Below are 21,739 nucleotides of genomic sequence, written 5' to 3' on the forward strand. Positions count from 1 at the left end.
ATCAGGACTTATCTGATTAGTCAGTTTACTGATATACTGATTAACAGAATCATTATTTAAAACTCCAGATAGGGTTCAAGGCGGAGGATATCTTCGGAAATAAACTCATCGAGGATGGAGAGTTCCCGGATGGAAGTAATATCACCTTTTTTGCGACGAAGTCCCATAATTGCCTGAACCTGTTTGTAATTCAGGTAGGGATGACGCAATAATTCCTTGAAGTCCGATTGATTAACCTGGATCCTGCGGAAATTGCCATCAGGTTCAATATAAACAGCTATACGGGAGAAAAGTTCCTGATCAATACCATATACTTCCAATAGTTGCTCAACATATACAAATCCTCCCAGCAAGTCGCGGTACTTCACAATACGGGAGGCATACACACTACCGATACCGGGCACTTTCTTCCATTCGGACGTATCGGCTTTGTTCAGGGATATAGTTTCTCCTTCGGAGAGTTTCTCTATGGACGGATAAGCAGCACGGAAGGATGAGATATCACTGCTTTGAGAGGAATACCCTTCTGTAGCATTCCTCTCACCTTGACGAGAGATACTCTTATTTGCAGAGCCATCCTTGTCTAACGAACGCTCTGCAGCACTTTTCCGCTCCATTGGGGCCCCTCTCTCGTTTGGAACAGTAACGGCGGAAGGTTCCCTTATCTTTGATGTATGCCGAAATTCTTCAAATTCCCGAACCAGCGAATCATTCTGCATCAGAATAACATCCGACGAGTTCCTGTAGCTGAGAAGTGCATTCAAAATAAGGGTTAACACAATAAGAACAAGCAACAGAATTACCGCCGTCTTTGAACTTCTTTGAAAATATAGAAAATCTTTCCAGCGCATGTCTTTTAGATTTTATTCTCCCCGGTCATTTTTCCTTCTTTCCACCGACCCGTAGATCGTCACACTACCCGTACTCATTCATTGGCATATTATTCTCATTGGCACATTAACTTGCCTTAAAGTTAGAAATTATATTGTTTTCTTTTTGATAAATAGTCATAAATTGTATCTTTGGTGAATCTTTGTCCGCTAATATATCCGTCTAATCAAAGATTTCCGCAAGATATGGTATTGAATTACATTTGGATTGCATTTTTTTTGATCGCTTTCGTAGTGGCTTTGGTAAAGCTCATCTTCTTTGGAGATGTAAACGTCTTTACCGAGATCATGAATTCCACCTATGAGTCTGCCAGAACCGGGTTCGAAATTTCTTTGGGATTGACGGGGGTGCTGTCGCTCTGGCTGGGCGTGATGAAGATAGGTGAACGGGGAGGGATGGTAGAACTCTTTTCTAGAGCTGTCGCTCCTCTTTTTTCCCGGCTTTTTCCCGGTATACCCAAGAATCATCCTGCTTCGGGCTCCATCCTGATGAACCTCTCTGCCAATATGCTGGGACTTGACAATGCAGCGACACCGTTCGGGTTGAAAGCGATGCAGGAACTGCAGGAGATTAACCTGAGAAAAGAGGAAGCTTCCAATCCCATGATCATGTTCCTGATCCTGAATGCATCGGGTTTGACATTGATTCCCGTCACTATTATGGTTTATCGTGCACAGTTGGGTGCTGCCAACCCTGCCGATGTATTTATCCCTATTATGATCGCAACCTTTTCCTCTACCGTAATCGGCATGATTGCCGTCTGTCTGAAACAGCGTATCAATATCTTCAACAAGGCGATCATGGGTTTTGTATTGAGCATAGCAGTACTTATCATCGGCACAATAATTCTCTTCCGGTCGATGTCGCAGGAACAGATCAATATTGTCTCCGGACTTGCCGCAAATATCTTTCTCTTCACTATTATCGTACTTTTCATTGTAAAGGCATTACGCCGCCGGATCAATATCTTCGATGCGTTTATCGACGGAGCAAAAGAGGGCTTTAAGACTGCTGTCACCATTATTCCTTTCCTTATCGCCATACTGGTAGGGATTGGGGTCTTCCGTGCTTCAGGAGCGATGGACTTCCTGATGGAAGGGCTGCGGGATCTGGTAGCCCTGACAGGTCTCGATACCCGCTGGGTGGATGGTATGCCCACCGCATTGATGAAACCGCTGAGCGGTAGCGGTGCCAGGGGAATGATGATCGACGCCATGCAGACCTTCGGAGCCGACTCGTTCGCCGGCAGATTATCCTCCGTACTTCAGGGGGCTACCGACACCACCTTCTATATCGTGGCTGTTTATTATGGTGCGGTGAACATCAAAAATTCCCGCTATACCGTTCCCTATGCGCTTTTGGCCGATTTGGCAGGTATTATTGCCGCCATTTTCGTGGCCTACCTCTTTTTCGGATAATAAATACAGGATTCTCCAAGCAAATAAATGTTAATAAAATGGCAATTACTTTCGACGCTGAAAACATAGATTTCCCAAAGATCAAAAAACGGGAGACTGCCAACTGGATAAAAACCGTCGTAAAAAATTACGGAAAACAGACCGGTGATATTTCCTATCTTTTTTGTACCGATGAAAAAATTCTGGAAGTTAACCGGCAATACCTGCAACATGATTTTTATACCGACATCATCACATTTGATTATTCCGAAGGCGAACGTATTTCGGGAGATATCTTTATCAGCATCGATACGGTACTATCCAACTCAATTCAATATGATACCGATTTTGAAGAGGAGTTATACCGTGTCATTATCCATGGCGTGCTCCACTTATGCGGTATCGACGATAAATCGGAAGCCGAAAGCAAACAGATGAAAGAGGCCGAAGAAAGAGCCCTCAGCCTGAGAAAAGAAAGCGGGAATTAATTCTGTAATTCCCGCCATATAAAGAGCCTTGGAAAAAACAAATCGTTAAAAAGAGAAATCAATAGCGGCTGAAAGACCTACTCTGCCGATCCTTCTGGAGAGATCCTCACCATGTGGTCCATTCTTCAAATTGGGATCGCTTATTCTGGAAAAGGGTGCATAAATACCACTGGTCTGGACAGTTATTCCTGCAAAAGGGAGAAGTTGGTAACGGATAGCTCCGGACAAAGTAAAACCTGCAGCAACTCCTTTATATGCACCACCCATTTTTCTATCCTCGGGTAATTGACTTCGATCAACGATCAAATCAGGAGAATCAATAATATAAGTAATTATCTTTTCTATTCCTGTCAATTCATTATAAAACATCACTACTCCGGCATTAGCCATGATCATCCATTTCGTTTCACCCAAAGGCCATCTTCCATAAATGGCGGGACCAAACATATGCGATTCCTCTTTAAAGGCTAATGACTTGTATTCATACACAGGATAATCATAGGAGTGTTCTGTATATTCCAGATAAGATTCTTTATTGTATTTGGATGTATAGAAAGCATACTTTATCCCAACTCCATAATTCTTTGAGAAAAACCAAGCACCATCAAAACCGGGAGAAAATCCCCTTTTGGTTGGAGGAACGATAAGTTCATTCGATAATTCAGTACTTGAAGATCCTAAGTTGAAGTTCATACCAGCATTCAACGACAAATAAAATTTTTGGTATTGCTGTCCACTGTTATCAGATTGTCCATATACAGAAAAGGTAAAAAGTATGCAAAATGCAGCCAAGAAAAGTTGTTTCAGATTCATTATCGCAAGTTTTAGAAATTTTTTATATAAAATATATGTCGATCGCAGAATTAACAATCGAGGAGTAAAGGCGACTCAAAACGACTAATGTAATTGAACAATTGATATTTTGGGTGCAAATATATAAAGATTCCGATAAACAAACGAAGGAACTTGAAGAATCATTCTCTCTGTAAACATCTGAATTAAAAGGGATTTTATACCTCTTTCCGGTAATTAACATTACTATAACAGGTAACTTTTTCTTTTTTAGTATCTTTGCTATCTCAAATCAAAAAAAAATGACTTTCAATTACGACATCATAGTGGTAGGGGCAGGCCATGCCGGATGCGAAGCGGCTGTAGCCGCTGCCAATCTGGGATCCAAGACACTCCTGATCACGATGGACATGAACAAGGTTGCCCAGATGAGTTGCAATCCCGCCGTAGGTGGTATTGCCAAGGGACAGATTGTGCGTGAAATTGATGCATTGGGTGGGCAGACGGGAATTGTGAGCGACAAGACTGCTATCCAGTTCCGCATGTTGAACCGTTCAAAAGGCCCTGCCATGTGGAGCCCCCGTGTACAAAGTGACCGGATGAAATTTATCGAAACATGGCGCACAATTATAGAAAACACACCTAACCTGGATATGTGGCAGGATATGGTGACCGGACTTCTTTGTAAAGACTCTACTATTTCCGGAGTAAAAACCGGCATGGGGGTAGAGTTTTTCAGCAAAGCAGTAATCCTTACAAACGGCACTTTTTTAAATGGACTGATCCATATTGGCAAGGTACAGATCGGTGGAGGACGTGTTTCCGAACCGGCCTCCTACGGGATGACAGAGCAATTGCGTGACCTGGGATTCTCCACTGACCGGATGAAAACAGGGACTCCAGTACGTATTGACGGGAGAACGGTTGATTTTTCCCTGCTGGAAGAACAGAAAGGAGATGAAGATTTTCACAAATTCTCCTATCTTCCGGATGTACAACGGACACTCAAACAAAGAAGCTGCTGGATAGCTTATACCTCTGAGGAGGTACATGAAGCCTTACGTGATGGCTTAAGTGATTCACCACTCTACAACGGACAGATCCAAAGCATAGGGCCTCGCTATTGCCCCAGCATAGAGACCAAAATCGTCACTTTTTCCGAGAAGACGAGCCATCAACTGTTTTTGGAACCTGAAGGAGAAACAACCCATGAGTGTTATCTTAACGGCTTCTCCTCTTCCCTACCCTTGCAGACACAATTGAGCGCCTTGCAACGGATACCGGCCTTCCGGAATGCACATATTTTCCGTCCCGGTTATGCCATAGAATATGATTTCTTCGACCCCCGGCAATTGCATCCGACACTGGAAACAAAGTTGGTAAAAAACCTCTTTTTTGCAGGACAAATCAACGGCACTACGGGTTATGAAGAGGCGGCAGGACAAGGGTTGATAGCAGGCATCAACGCCCATATCAACTGTCATGGAGGAGATCCTTTTGTATTACGCAGAGACGAAGCATACATAGGGGTATTGATCGACGACCTGATCACGAAGGGTGTTGACGAGCCCTATAGGATGTTCACCTCCCGTGCTGAATACCGTATTCTTCTCCGTCAGGACAATGCAGACGAAAGACTCACAAAAAAGAGTTATGAGTTAGGGTTGGCGACTCAAGAGAGACTCCGGCTACTCAACCGAAAAGAAGAAAAAGTTGCACAAATCATCAATTTCGCACACAATTTCTCCATCAAGGCAGATCGTATCAACCCATTCCTCGAACACATCGGAACAGCACCTTTGAAGCACGGCGTGAAGCTACATGACCTGTTAACAAGGCCACACATCGACCTGACGCTAATGGCGCAAGAGGTGGCTCCGCTCAAAGAGCTATTAGAGACTATCGACGAACGGGAAGAGGAGATCATTGAGTCGGCCGACATAGAGATAAAATATAACGGTTATATCAAGCGTGAACGGATGATGGCAGATAAAATAACACGTTTAGAAGATATCCGCATCAAGGACAAATTCAACTACAACGAAATACAATCGCTCTCGACAGAAGCAAGACAAAAACTGACCAGAATTAACCCGGAGACGATCGCCCAGGCGAGCAGAATTCCGGGTGTTTCACCCAATGACATATCCGTTTTGCTTGTCTTATTAGGACGTTAAAACAGAAATGTTTCACGTGGAACATTCAAAAAAGATAAATTATATAACAACGTTTCGTTAAGCTAAATGAGCATAGTATAAACTCGCTTATATTATACCATCGCGGGGACTATTTCGACAAGAGAGCATAAGCAAAACAAATTTTGCTTATGTCGAACGTAGAAATAGCCTGTAAAGAATTGAAAATCGAGGAGCGAAGGCGACTCAAATAGACTAATTTTAATAAATAAAAAATGAGCATCGAAACACTTACTTCCGCTGTCAGGAGCATCCCTGACTTCCCTATTCCGGGGATTGAATTCTACGACATCACGACCCTGTTCCAATCAGCATCTCACTTGAAAGAACTTTCGGATATCCTATATGACAGATATAAGGACAAGGGTATTACCAAAGTGGTGGGGATCGAATCCAGGGGTTTTTTTATGGGGCCGGCTACCGCGATCCGGTTAGGTGTAGGATTTGTGCCTATCCGCAAACCCGGGAAACTCCCCTATAAAGTAATAGAAGAAACTTACACGAAAGAATATGGGGAAGACACCATCCAGATCCACCAGGATGCATTGACGAATGAGGACGTGGTGTTGCTTCACGACGACCTGCTGGCTACCGGAGGAACGATGGTGGCTGCGTATAATCTTGTAAAGAAATTGGGTGTAAAGAAGATTTATATCAACTTTCTTATAGAACTGGAAGAGCTAAAAGGGATTGATCATTTCCCGAAAGATGTCGAAGTAAATTCGGTAATCAAATTTTAAGGGGGAGAGAATATCCCTGATAGTATCGGCAGATAGAATTGCTGGCCGGTCATCAGGGATTTCCACTCCAATTTAGACTAAGGCCCAGCCATGACCGACGAAATTAAAAATACGCTTGCCGTTATCCCTCACCAACCGGGCTGCTATCAGTTCCTTGATGAGAATGACACCGTTATATATGTCGGTAAAGCCAAGGATCTCAAAAAAAGAGTCTCTTCTTACTTTAACAAACACCATGATCATCCGAAAACACGCATTCTTGTAAGAAAGATACGAAAGATAAAATACATTGTCGTCAATTCTGAAGAGGACACCTTCTTACTCGAAAATAACCTGATCAAAAAGTTAAAGCCACGATACAATGTGATGCTTAAGGATGACAAATCCTACCCCTTTATCGTGGTGAAAAATGAATATTTCCCCCGGGTCTATAAAACCCGGAATATAGTGAAAGATGGGTCCAAATATTTCGGCCCCTATACCTCGGTACAATCGGTGAATGCACTGCTGGATATTTTCAGGCGTGTATACAAAATACGTACGTGCCGGCTCAATCTGACTCCTGAAAACATAGCCGCCGGAAAATTCAAGGTATGCCTCGAATATCATATCAAACGATGTGAAGGGCCATGTGAGGCTTTGCAATCACTGGCAGAGTACAATAAAAATATCGAAGAGATCATTGAGATATTGAAGGGGAATGTAGCTATTATCGAAAGACAGATTCATGAAAAGATGCAGACCCTTGCGGGACAACTGCGGTTTGAAGAGGCACACAGGTTAAAGGAAAAATTGCTGCTGATCCAGAATTTCAGAGAGAAATCACAGGTAGTAAGTAACATAAACTATAATCTGGATGTCTTCTCCATTGAAGAGGCTGAAAATTCAGCATACATTAATTACCTACACGTAGTGAATGGCGCTGTGAATCAAGCTTATACGTTCGAATATAAAAAGAAACTCGATGAATCTCCTGAAGAACTGCTTGGAATGGGGATTGTAGAGATGCGGCAACGATTCGGCAGTGACATGAAAGAGGTAATCGTGCCTTTTATTCCCGACCTGAAACTGCCGGACGTAGAGTTCACCATTCCACAAAGGGGAGAAAAACGAAAACTGCTCAACCTGTCAGAAAAGAATGTAAAGCAATATAAGATCGACAAATTGAAAAAAGCAGAGATGCTCAATCCCGAACAACGGGCAACCAGAATCCTGAAGGGAGTACAAAATGATCTCCGGTTAAAAGAAATTCCGTGGCACATCGAGTGCTTCGACAATTCCAATATCCAGGGGACAAATCCGGTGGCAGCCTGTGTTGTTTTCAAAAAAGCAAAACCATCAAAAAAAGATTACCGCCATTACAACGTGAAAACGGTTGTAGGGCCTGATGATTTCGCATCAATGCGCGAGATTATAGAAAGACGCTATTCTCGGCTACTTAACGAAGGCGCTCCCCTGCCTCAACTCATTGTAATTGACGGAGGTAAAGGACAATTGCATGCTGCTGTGGAATCGCTTCAGAAAATCGGACTATACGGAAAAATCGCAATTATAGGTATTGCCAAGCGCCTGGAAGAAATTTATTTCCCTGAAGATCCCATTCCGCTCTATATCGACAAGAGTTCAGAAACGTTAAAACTTATCCAGCAGGCACGGGATGAAGCGCACCGGTTTGGGATCACCTTCCACCGGCAAAAAAGGAGCAAATCTCAAACAACTTCGGAATTGGACCAGGTCAAAGGTATCGGCCCCGAAACAAAAAAGAGATTGTTGATCTATTTCAAAAGTATCAGACGGATTAAAGAGGCAACCAAAGAAGAGCTCATTTCTGTGATCGGAAAAAGTAAAGGCGAGATCATCTGGAAATGGATAACAAGGGAAAATGAGCAATTATGAGATTACTTATTCAACGCGTAAGGGAAGCAGCCGTTCATATCGACGGGCAAAAAATAAGCAGTATTGGCGAAGGGATGCTACTATTGGTAGGAATAGAAGAAGCCGATAATGAAGAGGATATTGGCTTCCTATGTAAAAAGACGGTAAATTTACGTATATTTGACGATGGAAAAGGAGTTATGAACCGGTCGGTGCTTGAAACCGGGGGCGATATATTAGTGGTTTCACAATTTACACTGCATGCCAGCACAAAGAAAGGCAATCGACCTTCTTATCTACGTGCTGCGAAACCGGATATCTCCATCCCTCTTTATGAGCAGTTCTGCTCTACTCTGTCGGAAATGTTATTGAAACCGGTAGCGACCGGGGAGTTCGGGGCCGACATGCAGGTCAGTCTGGTAAATGATGGACCGGTTACGATTTGGATCGATTCAAAAAACAGGGAATAGAAACCGGAAGAAGGAGGAGACCGGGAAACTAGGAAGGCTGGGGAGAAAGTAGGTATAATCACTCCGGACGAATTCCAAAAAGTAACGAGAAACAAAACGAAACAATATGACGATACAGGAAGCCCAACAGCAAGTGGATGAATGGATCAAAACCTATGGTGTCCGCTATTTCAGCGAGCTGACCAATATGGCGATCCTCACTGAGGAGGTCGGTGAATTGGCACGGATCATGGCACGTACGTATGGTGATCAATCTTTCAAAAAATCTGACTTATCGAAAAATATGGCCGATGAAATGGCGGATGTGCTTTGGGTACTCCTTTGCCTGGCCAACCAGACCGGGGTAAACCTGGAAGAGGCATTAATCAAAAACATAAAAAAGAAAACCATGAGAGATGCCGACAGACACCTTAATAACGCAAAATTACAGGATAACAATGATAAATAATTTATTAAATAAAGATAAAAAGACCGATGGAAACAAACAAGTATAGCAAAGCTATCAATACACATCCGTTTATGCTGACGGACGAAGAAGTTACTAAAAAAGTAAACGACCTTCTCGCTGAAAAATATAGTGAAAATAATAATTCCGCAGTCTATAGGAAACTGTATAGTTGTATAGATCTTACATCTCTCAATAGCACCGACTCCAATGAAAGTATCTGGAAATTCGTCGAGAAGGTAAACAGTTTCGACGGCTCTAATCCCGAAATGGATAATGTAGCAGCCATCTGCGTCTATCCCAACTTTGCCCATACGGTGAAAGAGGCATTGACTGCAGATGTGAAAATCGCCTGTGTCGCAGGAGGATTTCCTTCATCCCAGACCTTTAACGAGATCAAGATAGCCGAAACATCGCTCGCTGTAGCAGACGGGGCAGACGAGATAGATGTGGTCATCAACGTAGGAAAATTTTTAGAGGGTGAATATGAAGAGATGTGTGAAGAACTCACCGAAATAAAAGAAGCCTGCCGTCACGCTTCACTGAAAGTAATTCTGGAGACCGGTGCACTACAAAATGTAAAGAATATTCATAATGCAGCCATCCTGGCGCTCTATTCCGGGGCTGACTTCCTGAAGACATCCACCGGAAAAGGATATCCCGGGGCTTCCCCTGAAGCGGCGTACGTAATATGTCAGGCCATCCTCTCCTATCATGCCAAAACAGGGAAGAAAATCGGCCTGAAAATGTCCGGAGGGATTGCTACTACAGAGGATGCCGTGAAATATTATACTATTGTGAAAGAGATACTTGGCGAAGAATGGTGCAACAATACCCTGTTCCGTCTCGGGGCAAGTCGACTGGCCGATGATCTTCTCTCACAAATAGAAGTTAAATGATGTGCTAATGTGCCAATTGAAGCGCAGCGAAAATCCCGGTAAACGGGATGAAAATAATATGGTAATTGGTAATTTTTAATTGGTAATTTTTAACTTATAAATATATGAACATCAAATCTTTTCTCCTGGCAGCTATTGTCTGCTTGTGTAGTCTAAGCACATTGTCAGCGCAGGATCACAGGTCAATTTCACCTCGCCGTACAACCCCCTACTGGCAGGATGTGAACGTAGTACAGGTAAACAAGGAGCATCCGCGTACGCAATTTATGACCTACGAAACCAGATCGGAAGCGCTTAACATCCCTTTCGAGGAAAGTAAATATTATCTTTCTCTTAACGGAACATGGAAATTCTACTTCGTGGATTCCTACAAACAACTGCCCGAACATGTCACCGATTCTACCGTCGTCCTCACCGGATGGAAAGATATCAAGGTACCGGGCAACTGGGAAATGCAAGGTTTCGGTACTGCGATCTATGTGAATCACCCCTACGAATTCGTAGAACGTGATCCGGAAACCCGCTATCCGAAGATGGAGCCGCCTTATCTTCCGGAAGAAAATCCGGTGGGCGTATATCGCCGTGAAATAGATATCCCCGAAGATTGGAACGACCGTGAGATATTTTTGTCCATTGACGGAGCCAAATCGGGAGTTTATGTATATATCAACGGAAAAGAGGTAGGATATAGCGAGGATTCCAAAACAGCTGCCGAATTCAGGATCAATCCTTATGTACATCCCGGCAAAAATTCACTCGTACTGAAAATATTCCGCTGGAGTACGGGCTCCTACCTTGAGGCCCAGGACTTCTGGCGTATCAGCGGTATTGAGCGGGATGTCTTCCTCTGGTCACAACCCAAAACATCGTTACGTGATTTCAGGGTGAAATCGACACTTGATGATAGTTACCGCAATGGTATCTTCGAATTGGAAACGACTGTCAGCAACTACCTGTCCGGCGCTTCCTATGCCGAAGTCTCTTATGAACTGCTCGATCCCGTCGGCAAAGTGGTTGCCTCAGAAACGAAACCGGTGGCAGTCCAAAGCCATGGAGAGAATACCGTCCGCTTCAACGCGCAACTGCTGCCTGATGTGGCTACATGGACTTCTGAGCATCCCCATCTTTACAAACTGCTTATCACCGTGGAGAAAGAAGGGGAAACGTCGGGAGAGGTAGTCCCCTACCCTGTCGGTTTCCGCCGTTTCGAGATCAAACCGGTAAAGACCGGCGATCGAACCGACCGGCTTTTCCTTGTGAACGGGCAACCCATCAAGTTAAAAGGGGTCAACCTGCATGAGACTAACCCCAAAACCGGGCATTATGTGACGGAAGAACTGATGCGAAAAGATATCGAGCTGATGAAACTCCACAATATCAATACCGTCCGTCTCTCCCATTATCCGCAACCACGCCGCTTCTATGAACTGTGCAGCGAATACGGGCTCTATGTATACGATGAAGCCAATATCGAGTCACACGGGCTTTATTACGGTGAACGATCCCTCGCCAAACACCCGGAATGGGAGCAGGCCCATATGGACAGGACCGTAAATATGTTCGAAAGGAACAAAAATCATCCGTCCGTCGCCATCTGGTCGCTTGGCAATGAAGCCGGCAACGGTATCAATTTCTTCCATACCTACAAATTCCTGAAAGACCAGGAGCGTAGCCTGATGGATCGTCCGGTGAACTATGAACGGGCGTTATGGGGCTTTAACTCGGACATGTATGTGCCACAATATCCCAGTGCTGCCTGGCTGGAAGAGATCGGCAAAGCAGGGAGCGACCGGCCGGTGATCCCCTCAGAATATTCACATGCCATGGGTAACTCCAACGGTAATCTTGATATCCAGTGGGAAGCAATCTACAAATACCCGAATCTGCAGGGCGGATACATCTGGGATTGGGTAGATCAGGGTATGGAAGCTTACGACAAAGAAGGAAGGCTCTACTATAAATATGGCGGGGACTATGGTGTAGATATGCCCAGTGACGGAAACTTTCTCTGCAACGGACTGGTAAATCCAGACCGTACCCCCCACCCTGCCCTGGCCGAAGTGAAATATGTCCACCAGAATTTTGCTTTTGAAGCGGTCGATCTGTCAACAGGCGTTTTCCGGATCATTAACCGGCAATATTTCTCCAATACGGATGACTATACTTTCCGCTATACTATCACTGAAAACGGAAAGAACATATCCGAAGGAATGTTGCAAGTCTCCCTGCGACCTCAACAAACAACAGAGGTTTCATTACCTGTCGGTAAGTTACAGCCCAAACCCGGTATGGAATATTTTGTCAACTTTGAAGTGATTCAAAAAGAGGCTGCACCATTAATTCCTGCCGGTTACATCGTAGCCATCGAACAATTCAAACTACCGCTCTCGATACCTAAGCAAGCATATACGGGGAATAGTAACAATCCCCCGCTACAAGTGGATCAATCCGGAAACAGCATCCGTGTAACCTCACCCCGCCTGGAATTTGTATTTGACAAAGCAAGCGGTATGGTTACCTCCTACAAGGTGGAAGGGAATGAGTATTTTGACAAAGGTTTCGGCGTACAGCCCAACTTCTGGCGTGCCCCGAACGATAACGATTACGGAAATGGAAATCCTCACCGCCTGCAGATATGGAAACAATCAAGCAAAAATTTCAATGTCACCGACGTGAAGAGTTATCCTGAAAATAATAAAGTGGTGGTTGAAACCACTTATCTGCTTGCTGCCGGCAATCTTTATACTGTAAAATACAGTATCTATCCTTCCGGGGTTATAAAGGTAGATGTGAAATTCTTCTCTGCCGATATGGAGGAGAGACAGGTTGGTGCTTCCGAAGCGACGCTCACAGCCACTTTCTCACCGGAAGCATCCGCTGCCCGTAAAGCTTCATCCACTCTGAATGTCCCCCGTATAGGCGTGCGATTCCGTATGCCGGTGACGATGAATAACGTATCTTATTTTGGCCGTGGCCCGGGAGAGAATTATATCGACAGGGCTTCCGGATCCAAAGTAGGCCTTTACCAAACCACTGCAGAGGAAAATTATTTCCCTTATGTTCGCCCGCAGGAAAACGGACATCGGACCGATACACGATGGGTAGCCCTCACCAATGGCACCGGCGGATTGATGGTCGTTGCCGACAGTACCATAGGATTCAATGCATTGCGTAACAGCGTAGAGGATTTTGACTCCGAAGAGAACAAGGACAAGCCTTATCAGTGGAACAATTTCAGCAGTGAGGAAATCGCTTCCCGTTCCGATGAAGAGGCAAAGAACAAGCGACCCCGCCAGACGCATATCAATGATATCGTCCCCCAAGACTTCGTGGAGGTATGTATCGATATGAAACAACAAGGCGTTGCGGGATACAATAGTTGGGGAGCCCGCCCCCTTCCCGAATACAGTATTCCTGCCAATCAGGATTACAAATGGGGTTTCACACTGATTCCGGTGAAAAACGAAGCAGGGATCGCAGAGAAATCACCTTTGAAATACTAAAGGGATTTAGTTGCATCAAATCGTTTCAGATCTTATTGCAACGGGCAGAAGGTTGGTTTTCCGGCTTTCTGCCCGTTTTGTTTATGTTTTTCCTTTGTACTCGCTTAACAAAAAAGTTCACTAAAGTTAGACTTTTTCTCGCTATGGCATAGCTCAAACAAGTTTGGCTCTGCTCATTTAGCTTAACGAAAAAGTTCACCAAAGCGAAACAGTTTGACAGGGAGAAAGATTTATCTTTGTAGTTCAATTAACAGCTCAATCATAAAACACACAGCAATGCAAAAAAATTTACTCGTTCTTATTCTGTTATTCAGCAGCATCCTGGCCTATTCCCAACAGACTGCCAAAGGATATGTATATGAAGATACCAATAGAAACGGGAAGAAAGACAGACGTGAAGCCGGCATTCCCAATGTGGCCGTTTCAAACGGAACAGATGTGGTGCTTACTGATAGTAAAGGATTTTATACTCTCCCTGTAAATAACGGCAATACAATCTTCGTGATCAAGCCCGGCGGATACAAAACTCCTGTGGATGAAAATTTTATTCCCCGGTTCTATTACCACCACAAACCGGAGGGTTCACCCGATTCTTTCACCTATAAAGGAATATCGCCAACGGGTAGTCTCCCTAAGTCGATAGATTTTGCGTTTCACAAACAGGATGAGCCGGAGAACTTCACCGCCGTTATTTTCGGTGACCCACAGCCCTACTCCATTCAGGATATGGATTATTTCACGGAAAAAATAGTGAACGATGTGAAGAAGACCGACAAGACGCTTTTCGGGATCAGCTTAGGTGACATCGCAGGCGATAATCTTGATCTGCATCCGGTCTACAAAGAACGGATGCGCCATCTACAACTGCCATGGTACAACGTAATGGGTAATCACGATATGAATTACGACGCTCCTTCCGATGAGTTCTCGGACGAAACGTTCGAAAAGAATTTCGGCAGCGCCAATTACGCCTTCAACTACGGCAAGGCACATTTCATCATCCTTGATAATATCCTCTATCCTGATCCACGTGACGGTAAAGGCTATTGGGGCGGCTACCGCGAAGATCAGCTTATTTTTCTGGAAAACAACCTGAAGCATGTCCCCAAAGACAAACTGGTGGTTTTGTCGCAACACATTCATATGAAAGACAATTCAGGTGGTTCGTACCGGTTGGAAGACCGCCAGCGCCTGTTCGACCTGCTGAAAGATTATGAAAATGTACTGATCATGTCGGCACACACCCATTTACAGGACCAGATCGAATACACCGAAGCAGACGGATGGAAAGGAAAAAAACCTTTGCATGAATATAATGTGGGTACTACTTCGGGCGACTGGTATTCGGGGAAACTGGATGAGAAGGGATTACCCGACGCCACTATGCGTGACGGTACGCCGCAAGGATATGCTTTTCTGAATATCAACGGGAATCAATATGATGTGGATTACAAAGTTGCCGGCAGGGAAAGCGACTATCAAATGAATATCTTTGCTCCGAAAGTAGTCCCACATAAAGGAAGAACCACATCTCAGATCATGGTGAACTTCTTTATGGGCAGTCAAAACGATTTGGTTGAATACAGAATGGATGAAGGGGAATGGCGGAAAATGCACTATGTCTCCGCTCCCGACCTCAACTATCTCACAAAATTACTGGAGTGGGATTTCACCGAAGAACTATTGCCGGGACGACGTCCGTCGAATCCGGTGAACAGCACCCATGTATGGATCGCCCCTGTTCCGACGGATCTGCCGGCAGGCAAGCATACCATCGAAGTACGGGCTACCGACAGATATGGCAAGACTCACTCCGGCAAAAGAACATATTCGATCCTCGAATAATTTTTTCTGCCATACAAAAACCCATCAAAAGAGGTCGTACTACACCTTTGACGCTCTGTGGCAACAAGGTTTGTCAGCTGATAAAGTATACCGAAAAGAGGCTACTCTACCCTGAATGGTCTCTTTTTTACAGCAATATCTCTTTGTGCAAGTACCGGATACTAATCTCAAAAAAACCATTTTCAATTTCAACACCCCTCTAAATGCTGTCATTTTGTCTTTATATTTTACAGTTTTAGACCATTTTTTGACCTTTTACGGCCATTTTGTCATAAATATACTTAAGAACGGGCTAAACTTCTTCCCGGCATGTATTTTGCCCTTTTAATAGTGTAACAAAAGAAAACTAAAAGAAAGGAGTAAAATTATGGCAATTATCAGACGTACAAACAACTGGTTACCGAGTATTTTCAATGACTTTTTCGGTAATGAATGGATGGAAAACAGCAGCAGATCTGTTCCTGCCATCAATATCCAGCAAAATGAAAAAGGATTTACGGTGGAAGTTGCAGCTCCGGGTATGACCAAAGAAGACTGTGTAGTGAGAATAGATGATGACAATAATCTGGTAATCTCTTTTGAGAAGAAGAATGAACAGGAAGAAAAAGATAAAAAGGGAGCTTACCTCAGACGTGAATTTTCTTATACGCAGTTCCAAAGAAGAATGGTACTGCCCCAGAATATAGAAAAGGATAAGATTTCTGCAAAAGTGGAAAACGGAGTTTTGACCGTTGAAATCCCCACTGTGGAAGAAGACAAAGTTTCTACATCCAAGCTGATTGAAATCCAATAAGTAACAGGAAATGAATGGAGAAAGGGAGTGATCCGTAACGGGTTCACTCTCTTTTTTAATGGTCTCGATCATTCAAATAGATCAGAAGAAGACGCAAAAGAGTTTTGATCTGGTCATCGATGGCGAGCTCCGAGATGATCGTTTCGGCCTCATCCAGCAATTCCCGTATCTTTTTGTAGGCATACTCTACTCCACCATACTCTTTGGCAAAATCAAGCACCCGTTCGATATTCTCATCCGAATAATCCCGCGATTGAATGATTTTCAATATCTCGTCCGAAACCGTCTGGGGTGCATTTTGCAGAGCATATATAAGCGGAAGCGTCACTTTTCCCTCCCGGATATCGTTCCCGGTAGGTTTACCCACATCGGTTTTGTAATAATCAAAGATATCATCCCTTATCTGGAAACAGATTCCCAGAATGCCTCCCAGGCGGCTGAATCCTGAGATAGTCTGCGGGGAAGCGCCTCCGGTAATGGCTCCAATAGTAATGCTGGCACGTAATAAAGAGGCTGTCTTCTTTTCGATCACCTGAAAATAGGATACTTCATCAATAAGGATCTCTTCGGCAAGTGCAAACTGTACTAATTCTCCTTCTGCAAGGCTTTTTCCCAACTCCGACATGATCCGTACAATGTTGAGATCTTTTGTTTTTACACTCTCAGCCAAAGCCGACGACAAAAGATAGTCGCCCACAAGCACCGCCCTGGTGTTATCATAAACAGCATTCACCGAACGTCTGCCTCTGCGCATATCGGACTTATCAATCACATCATCATGCACAAGTGTGGCTGTATGCAACAGCTCAACAGTCACAGCACCATGATATGTCTCCGGGATAATTTGCCCGCAGGCTTTTGCAGTCAACAACACCAACATGGGTCTTAACCGTTTGCCATTCGCCTTAAAAACATAATCGATAATTCCTGAAATGCGGGGATTGTCGTTTTTGATTGACTCTCGTAAATAAGTATCAAAAAGTTCCAGTTCTTCCTGCAAAAAATCTCTTATGACCTGACTTTGATCCATCGCATCCTGAATTTTATGTCACAAATTTATAAATTATTCTCCTCCTAGCAACAAATATTCGTAACTTTACATTTCTTAATCAGATTTTGAATGTTTTCGTTAAGTTAAATGAGCAAAATCAAGCAAGCTTTGTTTTGCCGAGCGCAGAATTAAAAATCGAGGAGCGAAGGCGACTCAAAACAACTAAATTTATTTGAATATAATTATGCACAAAAATAAGCTTTTCCTTCTGGACGCCTATGCACTTATTTACCGTTCCTATTATGCCTTTATCAGGAATCCGAGAGTAAACTCAAAAGGTGAGAACACATCTGCCATTTTCGGATTTGTGAATACACTGGAAGAAGTACTTCATAAGGAAAACCCATCACATATCGCGGTCGCTTTCGATCCTGATGGCCCTACTTTCCGTCATCAGGAATTCGAAGCCTATAAGGCGCAACGTGAAGCTACTCCAGAAGATATCAAGCGATCGGTTCCCATCATCAAACAGATCATTGCTGCTTATAATATCCCTATACTGGAAGTACCCGGCTATGAAGCCGATGATGTGATCGGCACCATTGCCAAACGGGCGGATAAAGATCGTTTTGATGTCTACATGATGACGCCTGATAAAGATTACGGCCAGCTTACCGAATCTCATATTTTTATTTACAAACCTAAATACGGTAGCAACGATTTCGATATTCTGGACGATAAGAAAGTGATGGAAAAGTATGACCTTTCCAGTCCTGCCCAGATGATCGACCTGCTGGGGCTGATGGGAGATATCTCCGATAATATCCCCGGATGTCCGGGAGTAGGAGAAAAGACAGCTGTGAAACTGCTCAAAGAGTTCGGTACAATTGAAAACCTACTCGCACAAAGCCATCAACTGAAAGGTGCACTGCAAAAGAAGGTGGAGGATAATCGGGAACAGATCCTTTTCTCAAAATTCCTTGCCACTATCAGGACGGATGTCCCCATTGAGGTAAAAGAGGATAATTTTGCCCGAAAAGATAAGAACAGAGAGGCTATGAAGGCCCTTTTCGAAGTGCTGGAATTCCGTACATTTCTGAATCGTCTGTTCAACCAGACGCCTGCGGCCGTTGTACCCAAAGGTCCCGTACAGGGCAATCTGTTTGAAACGGTCGAAGAGGAAACAGAAACAGAAATAGAAATACTGCCACCGGTCGAATTATCCACCGGCTACACCAATATCCACACAACACCTCATCAATACATGATGATACGGTCGGAAGAAGAAATGGTGGAACTATGCAAAAAGTTAACGGCACAGCCATCGGTCTGCTTCGACACGGAAACTACCGGTATGGATCCGTTATTAAGTGATCTGGTGGGACTCTCCTTCGCATTCAAGGAGGGGGAAGCCTACTATGTACCTATTTCTGCCGACCGCGAAGAGGCCTATCGTCAGACAGCGATATTCAAGCCTTTCTTTGAAAATGAGGCTATCGATAAGATAGGGCAAAACCTCAAATATGATATCCTGTCGCTCCGCAATTATGATATCCATGTGAAAGGGAAACTCTTCGACACCATGATCGCCCACTATCTCCTGAACCCGGAGATCCGGCACGGAATGGATTATATGGCAGAAACCTACCTGAAATACCGGACGATACATATCGAAGAACTGATCGGTCCAAGAGGTAAAAACCAAAAAAGTATGCGTGATGTGGATCCGAAGATCGTAGTCGATTATGCCGCAGAAGATGCCGACATCACACTGAAACTGAAAAATATACTGGAACGGGAGATTCACGATAACAAACTGGAGAAGCTGTTTTACGACATTGAATGTCCTCTTATCTATGTGCTGGCTGATATGGAATGGACCGGGGTAAGGCTCGACCTGAAAGCATTGGAAGAGCTTTCTACCCAATATACCGCCGAACTCCAACGGATTGAAAAAGAGATCACTGATATGGCCGGCATTGAGTTCAATGTCAATTCTCCCAAACAAATCGGTGAGATCCTGTTTGACAGGCTGATGATCGTGGATAAGCCCAAAAAGACCAAGACCGGACAATATAAAACCAGTGAGGAAGAACTGGAGAAGATCCGCTCGAAACATCCGATCATCGAAAAGATACTGGAACAGAGGGGACTTAAAAAACTGCTCGGTACTTATATTGATGCATTCCCGCTGCTTATCAATCCCCGTACGGGTAAGATACACACCTCATTCAACCAGACGGTAGCCGCCACAGGGCGCCTGAGCAGCACCAACCCCAATCTGCAGAATATCCCTATCCGCGATGAACGGGGTAAAGAGATGCGGAAAGTATTTATCCCGGATCAGGGATGCCTGTTCGTTTCATCGGACTACTCACAGATCGAACTGCGCATTATGGCGCACCTGAGCGGCGACAAGAATATGACCGAAGCGTTCAGTAAAGGGCAGGATATCCATGCCGCTACAGCTGCCAGGATTTATAAGATCCCCCTCGAAGAGGTTACCGGGGATATGCGGCGTAAGGCGAAAACTGCCAACTTCGGGATTATCTACGGCATCACACCCTTCGGATTGTCGGAACGGCTTACCATCTCCCGTACTGAGGCCAAAGAGTTGATCGACGGATATTTCGCCACCTTCCCGCAGGTGAAACAATATATGGATGAAAGTATCTCCCACGCACGTGAGAAAGGATTTGTGGAAACGATTTTGGGACGTAAACGGTATCTCGCCGATATCAACTCCCGGAATGCCATCGTACGTGGCTATGCTGAACGAAATGCCATCAACGCCCCTATTCAGGGGAGTGCGGCAGATATCATCAAAATGGCCATGATCCGTATCTTCACCAGGCTACAAAAGGAGAAGCTTCAATCTAAAATGATCCTTCAGGTCCATGACGAATTGAATTTCAATGTATTCCCGGAGGAATTGGAAAAAGTAAAAGCAATTGTGACGGAGGAGATGGAAAATGCCTGTCAATTATCGATCCCGCTGAAGACCGACATAGGGGTAGGGGAAAACTGGCTGGCAGCGCACTAGTCGATGTGATGATGTGGTGATGTGATGATTAGCAGATTATTTTATGCTGGACGGATTAGCAGAATTCGGTTACTGGGGTCTACTGCTGGCTTCTTTCTTGGCAGCCACGATTCTGCCATTGAGCTCGGAAGTGGTTTTCGCAGCGTTGATTGCCGCAGGATATGATATATGGAGTTGTATCGTCTATGCTACCATAGGAAATTCCGCAGGGGGTGCAACCTGCTATTATTTGGGACGACTGGGCAAGACTGAATGGTTGGAAAAATGGTTTAAGATAAAACCGGAGAAGGTCGACCGTATGATTCTCCGGCTGCAAAGGAAAGGGGCGGTCATGGGATTTTTCGGCTTTCTCCCCGCCATAGGCGATTTGATGCTGGTCGCACTGGGGTTTATGCGGGCTAATGCACCTGTAGTGATGATATCAATGACTGCCGGTAAATTTCTGCGGTATCTGGTGATCGCTTTCGGCACCGACCGCATCCTTTCATGGTTTTAATGGAACAGCCGCTCACTTTTAGTTTTTAATTTTTCATTTTTCACTATTCATTTTTCACTATTTATTCACATGTCCACCATACTTTTTCATGAGATTGTTTTTGGGCCTATCCACAGCAGGAGGCTGGGGGTATCGCTTGGAATGAACCTGCTGCCGTATGACGGTAAGCTCTGTTCATTCGACTGTATCTATTGCGAATGCGGGTTCAATAAGGATTTCCGTACAAAGACCAAATTACCCGACCGGGAAAATGTACGGGCGGCGCTCGAGGATAAACTGTTATCGCTCCACCGGGAAGGAATCACACCCGATGTAATCACTTTTGCCGGTAACGGGGAACCGACGATGCATCCTGAATTCTATGGTATCATTGATGATACCATAGAGTTACGGAACCGTTATTTCCCCGATGCCAAAATAAGTGTGCTGACAAACGGTATGCACCTCAACAAGCCCGAGGTATTCGAGGCACTCCAAAAGATAGAGAATCCCATAGTGAAACTCGACTCGGCACTCGATAAGACCGTACGTCTGCTCGACCGTCCCAACGCACCAGGATATTCAGTGGCCAAACAGGTAGAACGCTATAAGCGTTTCAAAGGTGATTTTATCCTGCAGACTATGTTTGTGAGAGGCCGGTTTGAAGGACAGGAAGTCGACAACACTACCGAAGAGGAGATTTCAGCCTGGATAGAGCTCATCAGGGCGCTTAATCCCCGCGAGGTGATGATCTACACCATCGACCGGGAAACGCCCGCCAAAGAGCTTGAAAAGGTGCCTATCGACGATTTGCAGAAAATAGCGGCCAGAGTGGAAGAGTTAGGGATACAAACAAATGTGGCAGGATAATAATCCTGTATTTTATTTTAAACCACT

The 21,739-nt window shown here is 44.5% G+C and carries 17 protein-coding genes; 14 read left to right on the plus strand and 3 right to left on the minus strand.

Going from position 1 to position 21,739, the window contains the following annotated elements; translation table 11 throughout:
• Window positions 1-56: 56 nt before the first annotated feature.
• A complete protein-coding gene (locus F597_RS21465; protein WP_019538131.1) occupies window positions 57-851 on the minus strand; it encodes a ComEA family DNA-binding protein in 795 nt (264 codons plus the stop codon).
• A 225-nt stretch (window positions 852-1,076) separates the two neighbouring features.
• Between F597_RS21465 and F597_RS0102505 the strand changes: the two genes are divergently transcribed.
• On the plus strand, window positions 1,077-2,309 hold the full coding sequence (locus F597_RS0102505) for a nucleoside recognition domain-containing protein (protein ID WP_019538132.1): 1,233 nt from the start codon (window positions 1,077-1,079) through the stop codon (window positions 2,307-2,309).
• 38 nt (window positions 2,310-2,347) lie between these two features.
• A complete protein-coding gene (gene ybeY, locus F597_RS0102510) occupies window positions 2,348-2,776 on the plus strand; it encodes an rRNA maturation RNase YbeY (protein ID WP_019538133.1) in 429 nt (142 codons plus the stop codon).
• A gap of 45 nt (window positions 2,777-2,821) precedes the next feature.
• Here the strand turns inward: ybeY and F597_RS0102515 are convergent, their stop codons facing one another.
• Window positions 2,822-3,589 carry a hypothetical protein gene (locus F597_RS0102515; RefSeq protein ID WP_019538134.1) on the minus strand — a complete coding sequence of 256 codons (768 nt, stop codon included), beginning with the start codon at window positions 3,587-3,589 and terminating at the stop codon, window positions 2,822-2,824.
• A gap of 281 nt (window positions 3,590-3,870) precedes the next feature.
• On the opposite strand from F597_RS0102515, the gene mnmG reads away from it, so the two are divergent.
• The 9 genes from mnmG to F597_RS0102560 all read left to right on the plus strand — a co-directional run bounded on the left by mnmG (window position 3,871) and on the right by F597_RS0102560 (window position 16,333).
• Window positions 3,871-5,745, plus strand: coding sequence for a tRNA uridine-5-carboxymethylaminomethyl(34) synthesis enzyme MnmG (gene mnmG / locus F597_RS0102520; protein WP_019538135.1), 1,875 nt, complete (start codon window positions 3,871-3,873; stop codon window positions 5,743-5,745).
• 233 nt (window positions 5,746-5,978) lie between these two features.
• Window positions 5,979-6,503, plus strand: a complete 525-nt coding sequence (locus tag F597_RS0102525; protein WP_019538136.1) for an adenine phosphoribosyltransferase — start codon at window positions 5,979-5,981, stop codon at window positions 6,501-6,503.
• A 90-nt stretch (window positions 6,504-6,593) separates the two neighbouring features.
• Window positions 6,594-8,399, plus strand: a complete 1,806-nt coding sequence (gene uvrC, locus F597_RS0102530) for an excinuclease ABC subunit UvrC (protein WP_019538137.1) — start codon at window positions 6,594-6,596, stop codon at window positions 8,397-8,399.
• Window positions 8,396-8,848 carry a D-aminoacyl-tRNA deacylase gene (gene dtd / locus F597_RS0102535; protein WP_019538138.1) on the plus strand — a complete coding sequence of 151 codons (453 nt, stop codon included), beginning with the start codon at window positions 8,396-8,398 and terminating at the stop codon, window positions 8,846-8,848. The genes uvrC and dtd overlap by 4 nt, the downstream gene beginning before the upstream one ends.
• A gap of 106 nt (window positions 8,849-8,954) precedes the next feature.
• Window positions 8,955-9,296: a nucleotide pyrophosphohydrolase gene (locus tag F597_RS0102540; RefSeq protein WP_019538139.1), complete on the plus strand. Its 342-nt coding sequence runs from the start codon at window positions 8,955-8,957 to the stop codon at window positions 9,294-9,296.
• Window positions 9,297-9,322: 26 nt separating this feature from the next.
• Window positions 9,323-10,192 (plus strand): deoxyribose-phosphate aldolase, encoded by an 870-nt coding sequence (gene deoC, locus F597_RS0102545; RefSeq protein ID WP_019538140.1) that lies wholly within the window; start codon window positions 9,323-9,325, stop codon window positions 10,190-10,192.
• A gap of 104 nt (window positions 10,193-10,296) precedes the next feature.
• Window positions 10,297-13,695 (plus strand): glycoside hydrolase family 2 TIM barrel-domain containing protein, encoded by a 3,399-nt coding sequence (locus F597_RS0102550; protein ID WP_026327044.1) that lies wholly within the window; start codon window positions 10,297-10,299, stop codon window positions 13,693-13,695.
• A gap of 276 nt (window positions 13,696-13,971) precedes the next feature.
• A complete protein-coding gene (locus F597_RS0102555; RefSeq protein WP_019538142.1) occupies window positions 13,972-15,540 on the plus strand; it encodes a calcineurin-like phosphoesterase C-terminal domain-containing protein in 1,569 nt (522 codons plus the stop codon).
• Window positions 15,541-15,907: 367 nt separating this feature from the next.
• Window positions 15,908-16,333: an Hsp20/alpha crystallin family protein gene (locus F597_RS0102560; RefSeq protein WP_019538143.1), complete on the plus strand. Its 426-nt coding sequence runs from the start codon at window positions 15,908-15,910 to the stop codon at window positions 16,331-16,333.
• Window positions 16,334-16,388: 55 nt separating this feature from the next.
• On the opposite strand, the gene F597_RS0102565 is transcribed toward F597_RS0102560, so the two are convergent.
• Entirely contained in the window at window positions 16,389-17,363 is a 975-nt protein-coding gene (locus tag F597_RS0102565) for a polyprenyl synthetase family protein (protein ID WP_019538144.1), read from the minus strand.
• Between the two features lie 205 nt (window positions 17,364-17,568).
• Between F597_RS0102565 and polA the strand changes: the two genes are divergently transcribed.
• The 3 genes from polA (at window position 17,569) to F597_RS0102580 (ending at window position 21,712) form a co-directional block, all read left to right on the plus strand.
• A complete protein-coding gene (gene polA / locus F597_RS0102570; RefSeq protein ID WP_019538145.1) occupies window positions 17,569-20,367 on the plus strand; it encodes a DNA polymerase I in 2,799 nt (932 codons plus the stop codon).
• Window positions 20,368-20,410: 43 nt separating this feature from the next.
• A complete protein-coding gene (locus tag F597_RS0102575; RefSeq protein ID WP_019538146.1) occupies window positions 20,411-20,863 on the plus strand; it encodes a YqaA family protein in 453 nt (150 codons plus the stop codon).
• 69 nt (window positions 20,864-20,932) lie between these two features.
• Window positions 20,933-21,712, plus strand: a complete 780-nt coding sequence (locus tag F597_RS0102580) for a radical SAM protein (RefSeq protein WP_019538147.1) — start codon at window positions 20,933-20,935, stop codon at window positions 21,710-21,712.
• The last annotated feature ends 27 nt before the right edge of the window (window positions 21,713-21,739 follow it).

The sequence above is a fragment of the Proteiniphilum acetatigenes DSM 18083 genome (assembly GCF_000380985.1).
In the GTDB taxonomy this organism is placed as follows: Bacteria; Bacteroidota; Bacteroidia; order Bacteroidales; family Dysgonomonadaceae; genus Proteiniphilum; species Proteiniphilum acetatigenes.